The organism is Tractidigestivibacter scatoligenes, from assembly GCF_001494635.1.
Taxonomy (GTDB): domain Bacteria; phylum Actinomycetota; class Coriobacteriia; order Coriobacteriales; family Atopobiaceae; genus Tractidigestivibacter; species Tractidigestivibacter scatoligenes.
The window spans coordinates 1-13795 of record NZ_LOJF01000011.1; the positions used below are offsets into that span (position 1 = coordinate 1).

16 protein-coding genes and 1 tRNA gene are annotated in these 13795 nt (G+C 64.0%); 13 read left to right on the top strand and 4 right to left on the bottom strand.

Annotated elements, in window-relative coordinates:
* Positions 1 to 558: 558 nt before the first annotated feature.
* The gene (locus AUL39_RS11250; RefSeq protein ID WP_059055372.1) at positions 559 to 750 is read right to left on the bottom strand and encodes a hypothetical protein; all 192 of its coding nucleotides are present in this window, start codon (positions 748 to 750) and stop codon (positions 559 to 561) included.
* Positions 751 to 1213: 463 nt separating this feature from the next.
* On the opposite strand from AUL39_RS11250, the gene AUL39_RS11475 reads away from it, so the two are divergent.
* Positions 1214 to 1405: a DMT family transporter gene (locus AUL39_RS11475; protein ID WP_235810816.1), complete on the top strand. Its 192-nt coding sequence runs from the start codon at positions 1214 to 1216 to the stop codon at positions 1403 to 1405.
* A gap of 142 nt (positions 1406 to 1547) precedes the next feature.
* Positions 1548 to 1697, top strand: a complete 150-nt coding sequence (locus tag AUL39_RS11255) for a hypothetical protein (RefSeq protein WP_160327065.1) — start codon at positions 1548 to 1550, stop codon at positions 1695 to 1697.
* A gap of 310 nt (positions 1698 to 2007) precedes the next feature.
* Here AUL39_RS11255 and AUL39_RS11655 read toward each other — a convergent pair whose 3' ends face one another.
* Entirely contained in the window at positions 2008 to 2184 is a 177-nt protein-coding gene (locus AUL39_RS11655) for a helix-turn-helix domain-containing protein (protein WP_153001622.1), read from the bottom strand.
* 433 nt (positions 2185 to 2617) lie between these two features.
* Between AUL39_RS11655 and AUL39_RS08670 the strand changes: the two genes are divergently transcribed.
* The 6 genes from AUL39_RS08670 (at position 2618) to AUL39_RS08695 (ending at position 5534) form a co-directional block, all read left to right on the top strand.
* Positions 2618 to 2694, top strand: a tRNA-Pro gene (locus AUL39_RS08670).
* 553 nt (positions 2695 to 3247) lie between these two features.
* Positions 3248 to 3448 (top strand): helix-turn-helix domain-containing protein, encoded by a 201-nt coding sequence (locus tag AUL39_RS08675; protein WP_059055374.1) that lies wholly within the window; start codon positions 3248 to 3250, stop codon positions 3446 to 3448.
* A 142-nt stretch (positions 3449 to 3590) separates the two neighbouring features.
* Entirely contained in the window at positions 3591 to 3812 is a 222-nt protein-coding gene (locus AUL39_RS08680; protein ID WP_059055376.1) for a helix-turn-helix domain-containing protein, read from the top strand.
* Between the two features lie 57 nt (positions 3813 to 3869).
* Positions 3870 to 4145, top strand: coding sequence for a helix-turn-helix domain-containing protein (locus AUL39_RS08685; RefSeq protein ID WP_059055378.1), 276 nt, complete (start codon positions 3870 to 3872; stop codon positions 4143 to 4145).
* Between the two features lie 44 nt (positions 4146 to 4189).
* Positions 4190 to 4588 (top strand): hypothetical protein, encoded by a 399-nt coding sequence (locus AUL39_RS08690; RefSeq protein ID WP_153001609.1) that lies wholly within the window; start codon positions 4190 to 4192, stop codon positions 4586 to 4588.
* Between the two features lie 31 nt (positions 4589 to 4619).
* Positions 4620 to 5534, top strand: coding sequence for an ATP-binding protein (locus AUL39_RS08695; protein WP_059055383.1), 915 nt, complete (start codon positions 4620 to 4622; stop codon positions 5532 to 5534).
* Positions 5535 to 5740: 206 nt separating this feature from the next.
* Here AUL39_RS08695 and AUL39_RS08700 read toward each other — a convergent pair whose 3' ends face one another.
* Both AUL39_RS08700 and AUL39_RS08705 read right to left on the bottom strand, forming a co-directional pair.
* Complete coding sequence (locus AUL39_RS08700) at positions 5741 to 6805, bottom strand: DUF4236 domain-containing protein (protein WP_201783942.1); 1065 nt, start codon at positions 6803 to 6805, stop codon at positions 5741 to 5743.
* 257 nt (positions 6806 to 7062) lie between these two features.
* Positions 7063 to 7515 carry a hypothetical protein gene (locus AUL39_RS08705; protein ID WP_059055386.1) on the bottom strand — a complete coding sequence of 151 codons (453 nt, stop codon included), beginning with the start codon at positions 7513 to 7515 and terminating at the stop codon, positions 7063 to 7065.
* A gap of 283 nt (positions 7516 to 7798) precedes the next feature.
* Here AUL39_RS08705 and AUL39_RS08710 point away from each other — a divergent pair, with 283 nt between their 5' ends.
* The 5 genes from AUL39_RS08710 to AUL39_RS08730 are packed head-to-tail and all read left to right on the top strand — an operon-like array spanning position 7799 to position 13379.
* The gene (locus tag AUL39_RS08710; RefSeq protein WP_059055387.1) at positions 7799 to 8413 is read left to right on the top strand and encodes a hypothetical protein; all 615 of its coding nucleotides are present in this window, start codon (positions 7799 to 7801) and stop codon (positions 8411 to 8413) included.
* The gene (locus AUL39_RS08715; RefSeq protein WP_059055390.1) at positions 8410 to 10176 is read left to right on the top strand and encodes a VirD4-like conjugal transfer protein, CD1115 family; all 1767 of its coding nucleotides are present in this window, start codon (positions 8410 to 8412) and stop codon (positions 10174 to 10176) included. Before AUL39_RS08710 ends, AUL39_RS08715 begins: the two co-directional genes overlap by 4 nt.
* A 58-nt stretch (positions 10177 to 10234) precedes the next feature.
* The gene (locus AUL39_RS08720; RefSeq protein ID WP_235810817.1) at positions 10235 to 10477 is read left to right on the top strand and encodes a hypothetical protein; all 243 of its coding nucleotides are present in this window, start codon (positions 10235 to 10237) and stop codon (positions 10475 to 10477) included.
* A 9-nt stretch (positions 10478 to 10486) separates the two neighbouring features.
* A complete protein-coding gene (locus tag AUL39_RS08725; RefSeq protein WP_059055392.1) occupies positions 10487 to 10909 on the top strand; it encodes a PrgI family protein in 423 nt (140 codons plus the stop codon).
* The gene (locus AUL39_RS08730) at positions 10881 to 13379 is read left to right on the top strand and encodes a VirB4-like conjugal transfer ATPase, CD1110 family (RefSeq protein WP_235810818.1); all 2499 of its coding nucleotides are present in this window, start codon (positions 10881 to 10883) and stop codon (positions 13377 to 13379) included. Before AUL39_RS08725 ends, AUL39_RS08730 begins: the two co-directional genes overlap by 29 nt.
* Positions 13380 to 13795 lie beyond the last annotated feature (416 nt).

The following is a 13795-nucleotide window of genomic DNA, read 5'->3' on the forward strand; positions in this document are numbered from 1 at the left end:
ATGCCGAGCATCAAAGAACAAGTCGAGATCGGTGTCTTGTTCGATCGCCTCGACTCCCTCATCACCCTTCATCAGCGTAAGCAAGATTATGACCGACACCCACAAATTGACGTAGGACGGGCTACATTTGGACCATGTAAGCGTGCTTGTCTTTGGCGAGGGGCTCGAGCCTCAGAACCGTGTCTCCAAAGGAGTTGTTCCAGGAATCGGGGTACAACCAACACCGAAAACTCGACCGAGTGCCTTCGTTATGGAACACTGCCCGGTACATCGCTGCTACGGCGATACACCCACTCATTAGAGATACTGCATAGACAGATATCGGCTGGCTGGCGTTGACGCTAAGAGCGTCCGCCATATCCCTCATAACGTGAGCCTCTTGAAGAGGCAAATCACACGACTTACTAATCTCATGGTTTGCTGGATAGCGATTGCGCACCACCGTCTACGATTCAATACGATGCGGTCATCAATATGTGTCGCGTTAACCACTGCGCCAGTTGTTTCCCCAAGGATTAAGAAGATCCTTAGCAGGTTGTCGTCAAGCCCGCTGTTTACCTACTCGCCCATACATTCGCTGCGATTCTCGTAGTATTTCTCACATTCCTCTGGTGTGCGTGGCTCCAGGAGCCCAAGGGCATCCAGCTTTATGAAGTCGTCATCGGTCCAACCGGCAAACTTAATTGTTACCGAAGCGTCTGCAGGGGCGGAGAAATACGACTTCAGCTTTTGCCTCAAATCCTCATCCATCGCATCAGCCCTTTCTTTCCTTGATTCATGACCCCGCACTTTTCACCTACCAGAGGGCAGCGTCAACTCGACAGCAGTATCTCCCATTCTGGGTTCACAACAGTGGGGTGCGACTCCGAGACGGCAAAAGACTGTCTACGTGTATAGCGGCCAGATAAATGTAGTTGCAAATAGAGGTCGTTCACGACTCAGCAGACAAGCAACGTCAGCACCCCCGCAACCGACAAGCCATGGTAGAATGCCCGCATCCGACGCTCTTGGATCCTGACGAGCACTGCCGTACCAGGAAGGAAAAACGGCAGCACATCCGCTTCCCTCTCGTCAGGAGGTTTCACCATGTCTTGGGCAATTCTCGTTGGTTCCGGCGTCCTCGAGTGCGTGTGGGCTGCCGCGCTCGACAAGTCTGCGGGTTTTCGCGCCCCGTCCCCACAATCGTCTTCTTCGTTGCCATGGCCCTGAGAGCATGCTGGGGCTCTCGCACGCCGTCAGAGACATTCCCCTGGGCGTGGCGTACTCGGTGTGGGTTGGCATTGGGGCAACCCTGGCCTTTGCCTACTCCGCCATCTTTGGCGAGGAGGGCGCCACGCCGCTGCAGGTCGCCTTTGCCAGTGGGCTGGTTGCCTGCGTGATTGGACTCAAGCTCACCTCCGCGTAGGGAGACAGCCAACACCATCTGCGGGAATAGGCGCTTGGGAGGCGAGGAGTATGCCAGACGTCCCGACGATAACCGAGATTGCATACCGCACCTGGCACATCAACGAGTGCGGCATAAACTCGATGTATCTCTTGGAAGGGACATGCCGGCTCAGGTTGCTCACGCGTACCACAGCATCCTAGCGAGTAGGGTCAGCGGAGTACACCGGATGGCAGGTGACTTCTGCGGGGAGCACCTTGAGGTGCGCGAGGGCAACGTGGCGATCCAGTACTTCCCCTGGCAGGTGCGATAGAGGGCGACGATGCGGCACAGGCTCCCAGGGTGATTCTCGACGGGCCGCGGGACTCCGTCATCTTCGTCTGGGTGATGGAGGAGTCCTCCGAAAGCAGAGCAAGCAGGGCCTTCTCCTCCCGGGCTGACACCCGCTTTATTGTCCAATTAATTGACTTTATTGTCCGACGCCAAACTACTCGCCACCTACGGTTCAATGCGAGATGGCTATCCACATGGACCGCGTTGTCCGCGGTGGCCGGCTAAATCGGCTTGCCGTTGCGGAGCGCGAAGCCATGCTATGCGGTACTGTTGTACCTTGAACTTGAGCCTCATCGCGCATCACCAGTCACGACATAGCGTGTGTAGCGCTTGTCTCCCAGCTTCCGGATAAGACCTGTCTCTGTGAGGCCATGGAGAATCGCGCGGGTACGATCCTTGCTCAACCCAAGGAGGTCGGCAACTTCGGCCACACCCGATGGCCATTGCTTCGCGAGATAAGACACAATCTGGGACTCCCTATCGGTTGTCTATCGGTTGCGATCGGTTGTCTATCGGTCGTATCGCTTGGTTTATTGTCCGATGATTGTCCTATCGGTTGCTCATCGGTTGCAGCTATCGGCTTATCGTCCGTTGCGGTAACTACCACAGCCCCATGCAGATATGCAGCAAACTGTTCGTTGGTGGGACGCCAGAGGTTCACCAAACCTGGCACCTCGACAGATGTCCGAACTACGCACGGTAAGAGCTGAGATGAGCAAAAGCCCAGCAATCCACAAACTTGAACTTCGACCGTGCGTAATTCGAGTGGGCGAGACGTGCGAGAACAACTGCGGGAGTGGAGCAAAGACCAATCAAATCCCTGTTTCCTCATAATTGTGGTTGAAGCTCCGGCGACTCCGTGTTAGAGTTCTTACTTGCGCGGGCGATGGTTCGCATTTACGGGTGGTGGCGCAGCTTGGTAGCGCACTTGACTGGGGGTCAAGGGGTCGCTGGTTCGAATCCAGTCCACCCGACCACGAAACCGCAGGTCAGAGGCTTAAGCCTCTGACCTTTTTTCTTATACGTACTATTTGACGTACTATTTACGTACTGCAAACCGTGTCCCTCGTTTCTTTTGAAGTCCATTTTTGTCTTTTCTCTCGCCGTGAGAAACTGTTCGGTGAACGGTCGCGGTACGCGTCTTCGTGCAAGATCATCGCATCAGTAATGTGCCGATTCGTCTGCCCTAGAAACCCCTCCCGCTGGCCTTCACGCGTGTAATCCGCCCGTCCTTCGGCCCCTCGGTTCCGCAAGGGTGCTCGCCTGGAGACAAATGTCCGCGACTATGCTCGCAGCATACGAACTTTCAGCCGGCCTTGGGTATCCTCGGAGTTGGGCGCATGTGTAGGAATCGTGGCGCCCTGGGGGAACTCCGGGCCATTGCGGCCGATACGGACAGTGGGGACAGGTCGGCCAACGCGGCCAGAGGTGCCGACACCAGCGGATAGCATACGAACCGTCAGGTAACCCAAGGGCGTCACGCTCCATCGGAGGATGGGAGGTGACACCAGATGAGGGAAGGCGACACGCATGCAGGAAGAGCAGACACCAGACCTCTCCCAGATGAACCGACCGCTCAGCACGCAGGAGGTCTCGCGGTACCTAGGGCTGTGCGAGCGCCAGGTCCTGCGCATGGTCCATAACGGGCAGATCCCAGCAAAGAAGTTCGGCCACAACTGGTACTACTCGCCGAGGAAGATCGCCCAGCTGGTCGGGATGCTGGACCAATGACGCCGCCTTTGGGAGCGGCGTCGTGCGTTTTGTGCGCAGGCCGCCGTTGTGGAAGCTTACGGAAGGTTGGCCGCGGGCCCGTCCTGAAGGGGCGTGCCGTCACCTCGTATCCTCGCTGCCTAGTAGGGGCAAGGGGGTTCGGATGATTCGTCGGGAAATCGGAAGCAACCTGGACATGATATCGGCGGACGAGGCGGCAAGGATCCTGCGGGTCTCCGCCAGGACGGTCAGGCGGCTCTGCATAGACCGCAAGATTCCCGCCGTCAAAGTCGGCAACCAATGGCGCATCGACAGGACGGAGCTCATGAGAACGCTCGGCAGGGACAGCAGGATGTCCTGCTGGCTCGGCATGGATGGCAAATAGGCCCGGTTCCCGTCTGCGGTCGGTCTCGCGCGGCGTCTCGAATGGAGCTGATCAGAGATGAGACAGACCACAAGCTCGCGTGGAATCAAAGGCAGCCGCAGCGCCGTACTCTACAAGGAGTACTACTCCGTCGAGGAGGTGTCCCGCCTCCTGCACATCAGCGAGAGGACGATCAGGGAGCTGGCGCATCGCGAGGATGACCCGCTCCCCTTCCGCATCCTGTTCGGGCAGCAGAGGAACTGCTTCATACACCGCGAGGACCTCATGGACTGGCTCGAGTCGAACTCTCAGCTCGTACGCGATGCCGCGAAGAAGCAGACGGGCCAAGCGTGATGCGGGGGCACTCGGCCGGCGAGTTCGCAACGGTGTATCGGTTCATGACGGAGGGGCTGGGGCTTCGTGGGTCCGACCTCCTCGTCTACGCCAGGGTCTTCAGCTTCTGCCAGGAGGATACCGGCGCCTACTTCGAGTCGGCCGAGAGCTGCGCGGAGTTCCTGAACATGTCAGAGAGGCAGGTCAGAAGGTCCCTGGGAAGCCTCCTCTCGAGGGACCTCATAGCCGAGGCGGACTGCCCCGCGCAGTGCGCGAGGGGCAGGGCGTTCGTCCTGCGCAGGGAGGCAGTCAGGGACGCGATTCAGCTCGTGGAGCGCGGGGCCGACGCGGACAAATTGTCCGCGAGGGCGCCCGGGGGCGGACAATTTGTCCGTGACTCCGGACATCCTGGCCATGATGGCGGACAGAATGTCCGCCCCTATATAGATAGAAAAGACGATTAGAACGAATCTCATAGGAGAGTTCCTAGAGGGGGTGGGCATCGTGGGCTCGATGGGCGATTTCCACGCGGACACGGGACGTGACGGAAGGGAGACGCGCCCGCAGGTACTCATAACGCCCGAGGAGGCGATTGCACGGGGCTTCGCACGGGAGGCACCGCCTCCCGTGAGGTGCGCGCACTGCGGGAGGCAGCTCCGACCGCTCGGAATCCCCGTCTTCGGCAGCATTGCCTGGGTGTCGCACGAGCCCTGCGAATGCGACGGGTCCGTGCGCGAGAGGATGGAGGAGGAGCAGAGGATCCTGGAAGAGAGGGCGATGGAGAGGGAGCGAAGGCTCGATAGGTCGGGCATCCCGCTCAGGTTTCGCCGTGCGGCGCCGACCGAGGCCCAGTGCATCGCCTATGCGGACGCGATCTCCGGGTCCACCTCTGACGGGCTCTTCATCCACGGTCCGGTCGGCACGGGGAAGACCCACAACGCCGCGGCGGTCGCGATCGCCGCCTCGGACCGTGGTCTGAGGACCGTCTTCACCTCCGCTATCGCGATCTTCTCGAACATCAGGGAGACCTTCGACGGAGGAGGCTCGAGCAAAAGGGCGCTCGAGAGGTACGCCTCGTGCGAGATGCTCGTCCTCGACGACCTGGGCAAGGAGTCGAGCTCGAGGTGGTCGCTCATGACGCTGTTCACCATCGTCAACGCGAGATACGAGGGAATGAGGCCGACCGTCATCACGTCGCAGTACACGCTGGGACAGCTGAGGGCAAGGCTCGCGTCGACCGGCGAGGCGGAGACTGCGGCTGCGATAGTCTCTCGAATCGCCGCGATGTGCGCCGACGTGACGCTCTCGGGGCCGGACCTGAGGGGGGACGCCTGGAAACCTCTTGGGATGCAGACTATGCAAAGGACATGTGATGTTGCGAAACGATCAAAGCTCGACAATTTCAGGTAGCGGCTTGTCGATGTTCCTGTCCGTTGTTCAGTGAACCACAGAGAAGAGCTTGTGCAACAGGCGGATTGACATCTGCCAGCAGAAATTGGCCCTGTGTCACCGTTTGTGACACAGGGCCCATTCAAAGCCCAACGTTTATGAAAGCAGCCTCAGATTCATCTGAAGTTGCTGCTCCATTCCTCACTGTCTCATGTCGGTGATCTGCTTTACCGTAGGAAAGTCTCAAACTTTTTCGCAGATGTGCGCATCTCGCTGACCGTGTTGCTGTTGGAGCACATCAGCTCGATGTGCAGACCCGAATTCGACGTCACGAGCACGCTTCCGTATTCACAGATAGGCACCTGCTTGTTGTTCTTGAAGCGTTTGTCGGGTGTCCCGTTCTTGTTCACCTTGAGCCACGTCTGCCCTATGACCTTCGCATCCTTGGGGACAGAGTCCGTCTCCACGAAGTGTGACATGCCAAAGTCCATGTCGAGGTCCGCATAGCTGATGGCGCCCACGTCTGTCCTCGCGACGACGAGGACCTTGTCGGGCAGGAAGTAGACGCGCTGCTTGCGCAGCTTCAGGCCGAACGGCTGAACGTTGGACTCCACGAAGAACGGCAGCTTGTTGGTTGCCCTGGCCGGAATCCTCTTGACGCCGCGCGCCGCCCCGCCGCTCGTCTTCCTGTCCAGGCTGGTCTCGGAGACCGTCTGCCAGAACCTGTTATTCTTGTTTAGGCTCATCCAGATCGCGGAGAGGTCTACATAGGCGGCCCGTGACTCGTCGTCGAACGAGTACTCCATCGGTACCCTCATCTTCGAGCGGACGACAATCTTGAGAACGGCGCCAGCGAACGCCGTGAGGATGAAGGGCGGGAGGGCTGCGAGGATTATCGTCGCGATCAGCCAAGAGCTGAGGTAATCGAGCCTCTGCGCCTTCCTCATCTGGGCCAGCAGCTCCTCGTACTCCGCCGGCTGGTAGTCGCCAGCATTCACGCTCTCCGTGCTTACGGCGTTCGAAACCTCCGCCTGCTGCGAATGGCTTGCTCCACGGGCGTGGCTCTCTGAGCTCGGGCGCTTACTCTTGCCGCTCTCGCTGACGTACGAGAGCCCAGTGCCCGGTATCGAGTACGTCCGTCGCGAGGAGCCCTTCGCTGTCTTCGTGTAGCGGTAGCCCTTCGTGCCCCAGCTGTACCCGATGCCGCTCTTGCTGACGTTGACGCGGAATCCTCCGCCCAAGTTGACGCTCTTCCGAAAACGCACACCCAAGGTACATTCCTCCTCAATCACCGCATGTCTGCGGGGTCAGCCTTAAGCCCAACCAAGACCTTATCATGCCGTTGCGAACTTGATAACCTTGGTGTAGTTAGGCATATTGGCCCATGTCGCTGAGACCTTGCTCTGGGCCGGATCGATGGCATGCGCATCATGTATGAGAACTGGGCCTATCGTGATGGCCCGAAGTATCGGAAGTAGTTCAGCTCTAAGTCTACTTTCGACACAGAGCTCTGGCTGTCTTCTGCAAAGCTCTCCCTACCACATTGGTACTACCAGTCCTCGGCATCTGGAAAGGTAAGGGGACGCCAGAACACGGCACCGCAGCGAACCCAGAAGCATCCCAGGCAGCTTCGCTCGTCGTCCATCTCCTTGTCGGTGAGTCCCGAGTCATCCGCAAAGATCCAGACCCCTTGGATTGATTTCCTGAGCGTTGCCTCGTATATCGGGTCGGGGTCTCTGTTGGAGGAGAAGGAGAGCTGGTACACCTCCTGGAACATCATCTCGAACTCTGGGTACACCCCGTCGCGCGATTCCGAATCGTACCTGAAGCCGACTACGAGCGAGTCCGTCTCGGTCTTGAAGCGGCCTAGACTCAAATCCGTACCGCCAGCCCTGCCCAACGGGTCGTATGAAAACCCCGAGACGTACCAGTCGTGCATTCCGTCGAGACGCTCCATCATGGCGTCTGCGGCCATCTGAGAATCGATTCCTATCCACTCCATGAGACGCTCCCAGTAATCGAGCACTCGGAACCCTTGGGCGAGGTCCGCGGCGCGTATATAAAGCGGCGGTTCCGGTAGCGCCAAACCTGCCTGCCATAAGATGCTAGCAATTCAGAGGCCCGGCAGCAGGTACTTAGCCGGCCACCGCGGACAACGCGGCCCATACGGACAGCCGCCTCGCATTGAATCGTAGGCGGCGGGCCGCAACCGGCACCCAGCATACGACGAGAGAGACAGGCCGCGCGAGCCGGCCCGTCCACGAGCCGCCCGCCATGGAGGGGACATGGCAGACGACTTCGGCGACGACGCCGGCCGGCAGATATTCGACTGGGCGCTCCGACTCGGCATGGAGGGGTACCGCCGCGGCGGCGGGGCTGCGGGGCAGCGCGCCGTCGAGGACGCGATAGGGCGCCTCGAGGCCGCTCTGGAGAACGCCAGGGACGCCATAGGCGCGAAGCCCGGGCCATCGGGCGGAGCCCCGCAGGCGGCACGGACCGACGCGAGGTTCGCCCGTCTCGACATGTCCGAGTTCGCCGCGCTCGAGGACGGCCAGAGGATAGTCTCGGCGGTGGACGCCAAGCTCGCCGCCAACGACATATGGCACGGGATGACGGAGGACGGCGGCACGCCCTGGCTCGTCTTCAAGACGGCGGACGCCCCGGCGGTGGCGTCCGCCTTCGACCAGCTCGTCTCCGACACAAAGGAAGCGGCGAGCAGGGCGGCGGAGCGGATGCGCCAGGAGCAGGTGCGGGACGACAGGTCCCGCGCCGCGGACCGCGACAGGGAGCCCCTCAAGGACAGGGCGGAGCGCGCGAGAAGGGCATCCGATGTCCAGTCGCACGACGCGGAGCGCGGCCGCGCGCCGGAGCAGAACCGCGCTGAGACGAGGTCGAAGTGAGGGCGCGCGGCGCTGGCGCCGTGGTTGCGGCAGGGCTCTCGGCGGCCGCGTTCGCGATCGGCGACGTCGCCACGGCGGCAGCCCCCGCGGGCGCGCCCACCGACCCAGGGCTGGCGGCGCGGGAGGCGCTTGCGAGCGTGCTCGCCGGGAACGCGGCGCCGAGCGCGGAGCCGCTGCCGCTCGCCGTAGGGCTCGCCTGCGCCGCGGGCGTGTGGCTCTGCTGGGCGAGGAGGCTCTCGCTCGCTGGGGAGCACAGGAGCGGCGAGGAGCATGGCAGCGCGAGGTGGGCGAGCCCCAGGGAGGCAAGGGCCTTCGCGGACCGCAGGGACCCCGCGAACAACATCATCCTGACGCGTCGCGTGTCCCTCGCAATGTCGAGGGCAGACCACGACCCCAGGTTCGAGCGCAACCGGAACGTCCTGGTGATCGGCGGGTCCGGGTCCGGCAAGACCCGCTCCTACGTGATCCCCAACGTCCTCCAGATGAACGCGAGCCTCCTGGTGACGGACCCCAAGGGGACGCTCGAGGCAGAGCTGGGCCCGGCGCTGCGCGCCGCCGGCTACGAGGTCGCGAGGATCGACACCGTGGACTTCGGCCGCTCCGCCCGCTACAACCCGCTCGCCTACGTGCGGACGCAGCAGGACGTGCTCGAGGTCGTCGACTGCATCATCGCAAACACCACGAGGGAGGGCGCGTCCTCGGCGGACCCGTTCTGGGAGAACGCCGAGAGGCTCCTGTACAGCGCTCTCGTCGCCTACCTCGTATGGCACTGCCCGGAGGCGGACAGGAACCTTCCGGGGCTCATGACGCTCCTCTCGCTTGCGTCGGCGAGCGAGGGGGACGAGGGCTACAAGAGCCCGCTCGACGTGCTCTTCGACGAGCTCGAGACCGGAAAGCGGTGCGTCGCCGGGGAGGAGGGTCCCCGCCAGGAGGGCGCGCGCTCGTTTACGGGCGGCACCCGCGTGGCGTGGGTCAGGGTCGCGGAACCGCTCGCGCCGGAGGACGACTTCGCGCTCGGCCGCTACCGGGCCTTCAGGGTCGCCGCCGGCAGGACGCTCAAGTCGATAATCATCAGCTGCAACGCGCGCCTCGCCCCGCTCGGCGGCGAGGAGATCCGGCGCGTCCTCTCGGGCGACGACCTCGGGATCGACCTCATGGGCGAGCCTGGCCGCAGGGTCGCCATCTTCGCCACGACGTCGGACACGAACGGGACGTTCTCGTTCCTCCTGGCGCTCCTCGTCTGGCAGGCGACGAACCTGCTCTGCGAGCGGGCGCTCAGGGTGCACGGCGGGTCGCTCCCGACCCCGGTCCACCTCGTGCTCGACGAGTTCGCGAACATCGGGAGGCTCCCGGACTTCGAGCGCACCATCGCCGTCGTCCGCTCTAGGAACATCGGCGTCTCGGTCATCCTCCAGTCGCTCTCGCAGCTGAAGGCCCGCTACGGGGAGTCTGCGCAGACGATCGTGGACTGCTGCGACACGACCCTCTTCCTGGGCGGCAACTCCAACGAGACGAACAGGGGGATCTCCGAGAAGGTCGGCAAGCAGACCGTCTCGGTCATCGGCGCGAGCGAGAGCAGGGGCTCCTCGAGCAGCTCCACGCAGAGCAGGCAGGCCGCGGAGCGAGACCTCATACAGCCCTCCGAGCTCGCGCGGCTCGACAGGCGCAAGGCCATCGTGCTCATCGCCGGCGCGGACCCGGTGATGGACAGGAAGTACGACCCCAGGAGGCACCCTGCGTGGCGCGGGGGGTGGTCGCGATGAAATGACCGGGCGGCCCGGCGAGTCGGCGGCGGCGCCGGGCCGAGACAACGCCGCCACCATGGACCCCTACGCTTCGGAGGGCAAGTTGCTCAACCAAATCATCAAGCTCGTCTCGGGCTGCGTCTCGTTCCTCGGCGGGTTCCTCGTCGTGTGGGGCGCCGTGAGCCTGGGCCTCGCGATACGCGAGCAGCAGGGCGGCGCGCAGATCGCGAGCGCCATATCGACCATCGCGGGCGGGGCGATCATCATCGCCGCCTCGGTCTACTTCGGGATGCTCGACACGTCCTGGCTCCCGGCCTAGGGGGCTGCCATGGCGTCGCTCTCGGTCGCGGTCCACAAGGACATAGGCGAGTACCAGGAGAAGGTCGTAGGCAAGCTCAGCCTGAGGACGCTGCTGTGCGTCGCGGGCGGCCTCGCCGCCTCGGTGGCGACGGCCTCCGCGCTCTATGCGGCGCTCGGCGTGGAGCCCGCCGACGCGAGCCTGCCGGTCATGTGCGCGTCCCTGCCGTTCTGGCTGCTGGGCTTCTGGCGGCCGCACGGGATGAGGGCGGAGGAGTTTGCCCCCATGCTCTGGGAGCACGCAACCTGGGACGGGGTGCTCGCGTACGGGACGTCGTGCCTGCTCGCGGCGCCGCCGGAGCCGATGGCGCAGAGGACGACCAGGAGGCACAGGAGGAACTCTAGGAGGAAGGGGGCGGAGCTCCGTGAGCCGAGCAGGGAAGCAGGGCGGTAGCGGCCCCAAGGCGGGCCCCTGGGAGAGGCTCTCACTGATGATATCCGGCGGGGGCTCAGCCGAGCGCGACCTCAGGGAGCACGACCGCGAGGCGAGCGAGAGGGCAGCCGCTCGCAGGAGGTCGCTGCGCGCGGCGCGTGACGTGTACGGCGCGGTCGGCTTCGACTCGCTGTGGGCGGACGGCATCTGCGAGGTGGACCCCGGCCTCTTCTCGCAGACCCTCGAGTTCTCCGACATCAGCTACCAGAGCGCCCGCAGGGAGGCGAAGGAGTCCGTCTTCTCGGCGTGGTGCCAGCTCTTCGACTCCATCGGCGAGGACGTGGCGCTCCAGCTCTCGGTCGTGAACACGCCCATCCCCGCCGAGGAGATTGGGCACCGCTCGTTCTTCGCGGAGAGCGGCAGGACCGCCGCGCTCGCCGAGGAGTACAACCGCATCCTCAACGACAAGATGCGCGAGGGGGTCTCCAACCTCGTGCGCTCCCGCTACATCACGTTCTCCGTGGGGGCGAGGGACGTGGAGTCGGCCGTGCCCAGGCTCGCGCGCATCCGCGGTGATGTGACGCAGTCGCTCCAGAGGATACGCTGCGACGCCATGCCGCTCGACGGCCCGGCTCGCCTGCGCGCGATAGCGGAGCTGCTGCGCCCTGGCAACCCTCCCGCCGCTGGGTGGGAGGCCCTCGGGGCGACCTCAGGGCTGCGCGCGAAGGACCTCGCGTGCCCCAACTGCATCGAGGCGAAGCCCGAGGGCTCCGCGACGTGCCTCAGGATCGACGGCAAGTGGTGCCAGACGCTCGCGTTCCGCTCGTTCGGCTCTGAGCTCTCGGACCGGTGCGTGGCCGAGATCGTGGACCTGCCCATCCCGCTCGCGGTGAGCCTGCACGTGAGGGGCATGGACAAGTCGCGCGCGATTGCCTTCGTGAAGAAGCGGCTGGCGTGGATGGACAAGGAGATCATCGACGAGCAGATGACCGCCGTGAAGCGCGGCTACGACTTCGACATCCTGCCCTCGGAGCTCAAGTACTCGAAGGCCGAGGCAGAGGACCTCCTCGACCACCTCCAGAATAAGAACCAGCGGCTCTTCCGATACACGGGGCTCGTGTACACCTACGCGGACACCCGCGACGCGCTGCGCAACCAGGTCGAGCAGATAATGCGCACGGCGCGGTCGAACTCGATCGACGTCGGGACGCTCGACTACCGGCAGAGGGAGGGGCTCAACTCGGTGCTCCCTCTCGGCGCCAACCGCGTGGAGGTCGGCAGGATGATGACCACCGCGGAGGTGGCGATCCAGATGCCCTTCGCCACGCAGGAGCTCAACCAGGAGGGCGGCGGCTACTACGGACAGAACAAGGAGAGCTCGAACCTGGTGATCTGCAACAGGCGCAGCCTCGCGAGCCCCATGGGGTTCGTCGCCGGCAAGCCCGGCAGCGGCAAGTCCTTCTCGACGAAGCGCGAGATCCTCAACACGATCCTCGCGTATCCCACCGACCAGGTGATCATCTTCGACCCCGCCGGGGAGTACTCCGCTGTGACGGAGCCGTGCGGCGGGACCACCATAAGGCTCGGGCCGGACTCCGACTCGCACCTCAACCCCTTCGACCTCACCGACGTGGCGGACCTCAGCCCGAGCGCCCAGCGGGCGTTCAAGATCGACGCCTTCCTCGCGCTCTCGGCCGCGACCATGTCCGAGGGGAGCCAGGGGCTCCCCGAGGCGGACAAGTCCATCATCGCTCGCTGCGTCGAGGCGTGCTACGAGGGCCGCTCCGGGGACGGCGGGACCCCCACGCTCGGAGACCTCTACGAGAAGCTGCTCGCGCAGGAGGAGCGCGAGGCGCGGGACATCGCTCTTCGCTACGAGCGCTACGCCGTGGGAGCGCAGTCGTTCTTCAGCCACGAGTCTGACGTCGACCTCTCGAACCGGATCGTCGACATCGACCTCAGGGACCTCACCTCTAACCTCAGGACCTTCGGCATGCTCACGGCGCTCGAGTCCGTGCGGAACCGCATGTACTCGAACTACGAGCGGGGCGTCACCACGTGGCTCTACATCGACGAGGTCCAGTCGCTCTTCGAGCACCCTGCCATCGTCTCGTACTTCTCGCGGTTCTGGGCCGAGGGGCGCAAGTTCGGCCTCGTCGCCACGGGCATCACGCAGAACTCGGTCTACATGCTGGAGCACGAGGAGGCCAGGAACATGGTCCTCAACTCGGACTTCATCCTCCTCCACAAGCAGTCGCCTGTGGACCGCAGGGCGTGGGTCGACCTCCTTGGGCTCTCCGAGCAGGAGTCGCGCTACATCGACGAGTCGATCAAGCCGGGCGAGGGGCTCCTCGTCGCCGGCGGCGCGCGCGTCCCCATCAAGGACGACTTCCCCAGGGGCGCGCTCTACGACCTCTTCAACACGAAGCCGAGCGAGCAGGCGCCGAAGCGGCGCCGCAGGAAGGCGACGACTCGGAAGGCGGAGAGGTGAGCGCCCGACAGGGAAAGGCGGGCGGCGGCGCCGTAGCGCGCGAGGTGGCGGACGCCTCCTCGGTCGCGTTCGAGGGGCGCACGGACGCCGTGAGCGCCGGCATCGCGCACGACGAGGGCGACGCCGCCCTGTCGGAGCTCAAGGGCCGCCGGGCGGCAGCGATGGGACGGGCAGCCAGGCTGCGCCGCGCGTCCGGCACGGCGTCGCGCGACGCGTTCGGCGAGTCCGACGAGGAGCTTGGGACGGACGCGCTCTCGCGTCCTGCCTCCATGGCATCACGACCGATGCTCGCGAGGGCCCGGCGCACGTCGCTCGCGACGGGCAGGTGGGGCGTTCGGGCAGCCGAGGGCGGCGAGGGGTGCCAGGGACGGCCTCCGGCGCCCTCGGGCCCGGTGGAGGGTGCCGACCCGCAGATG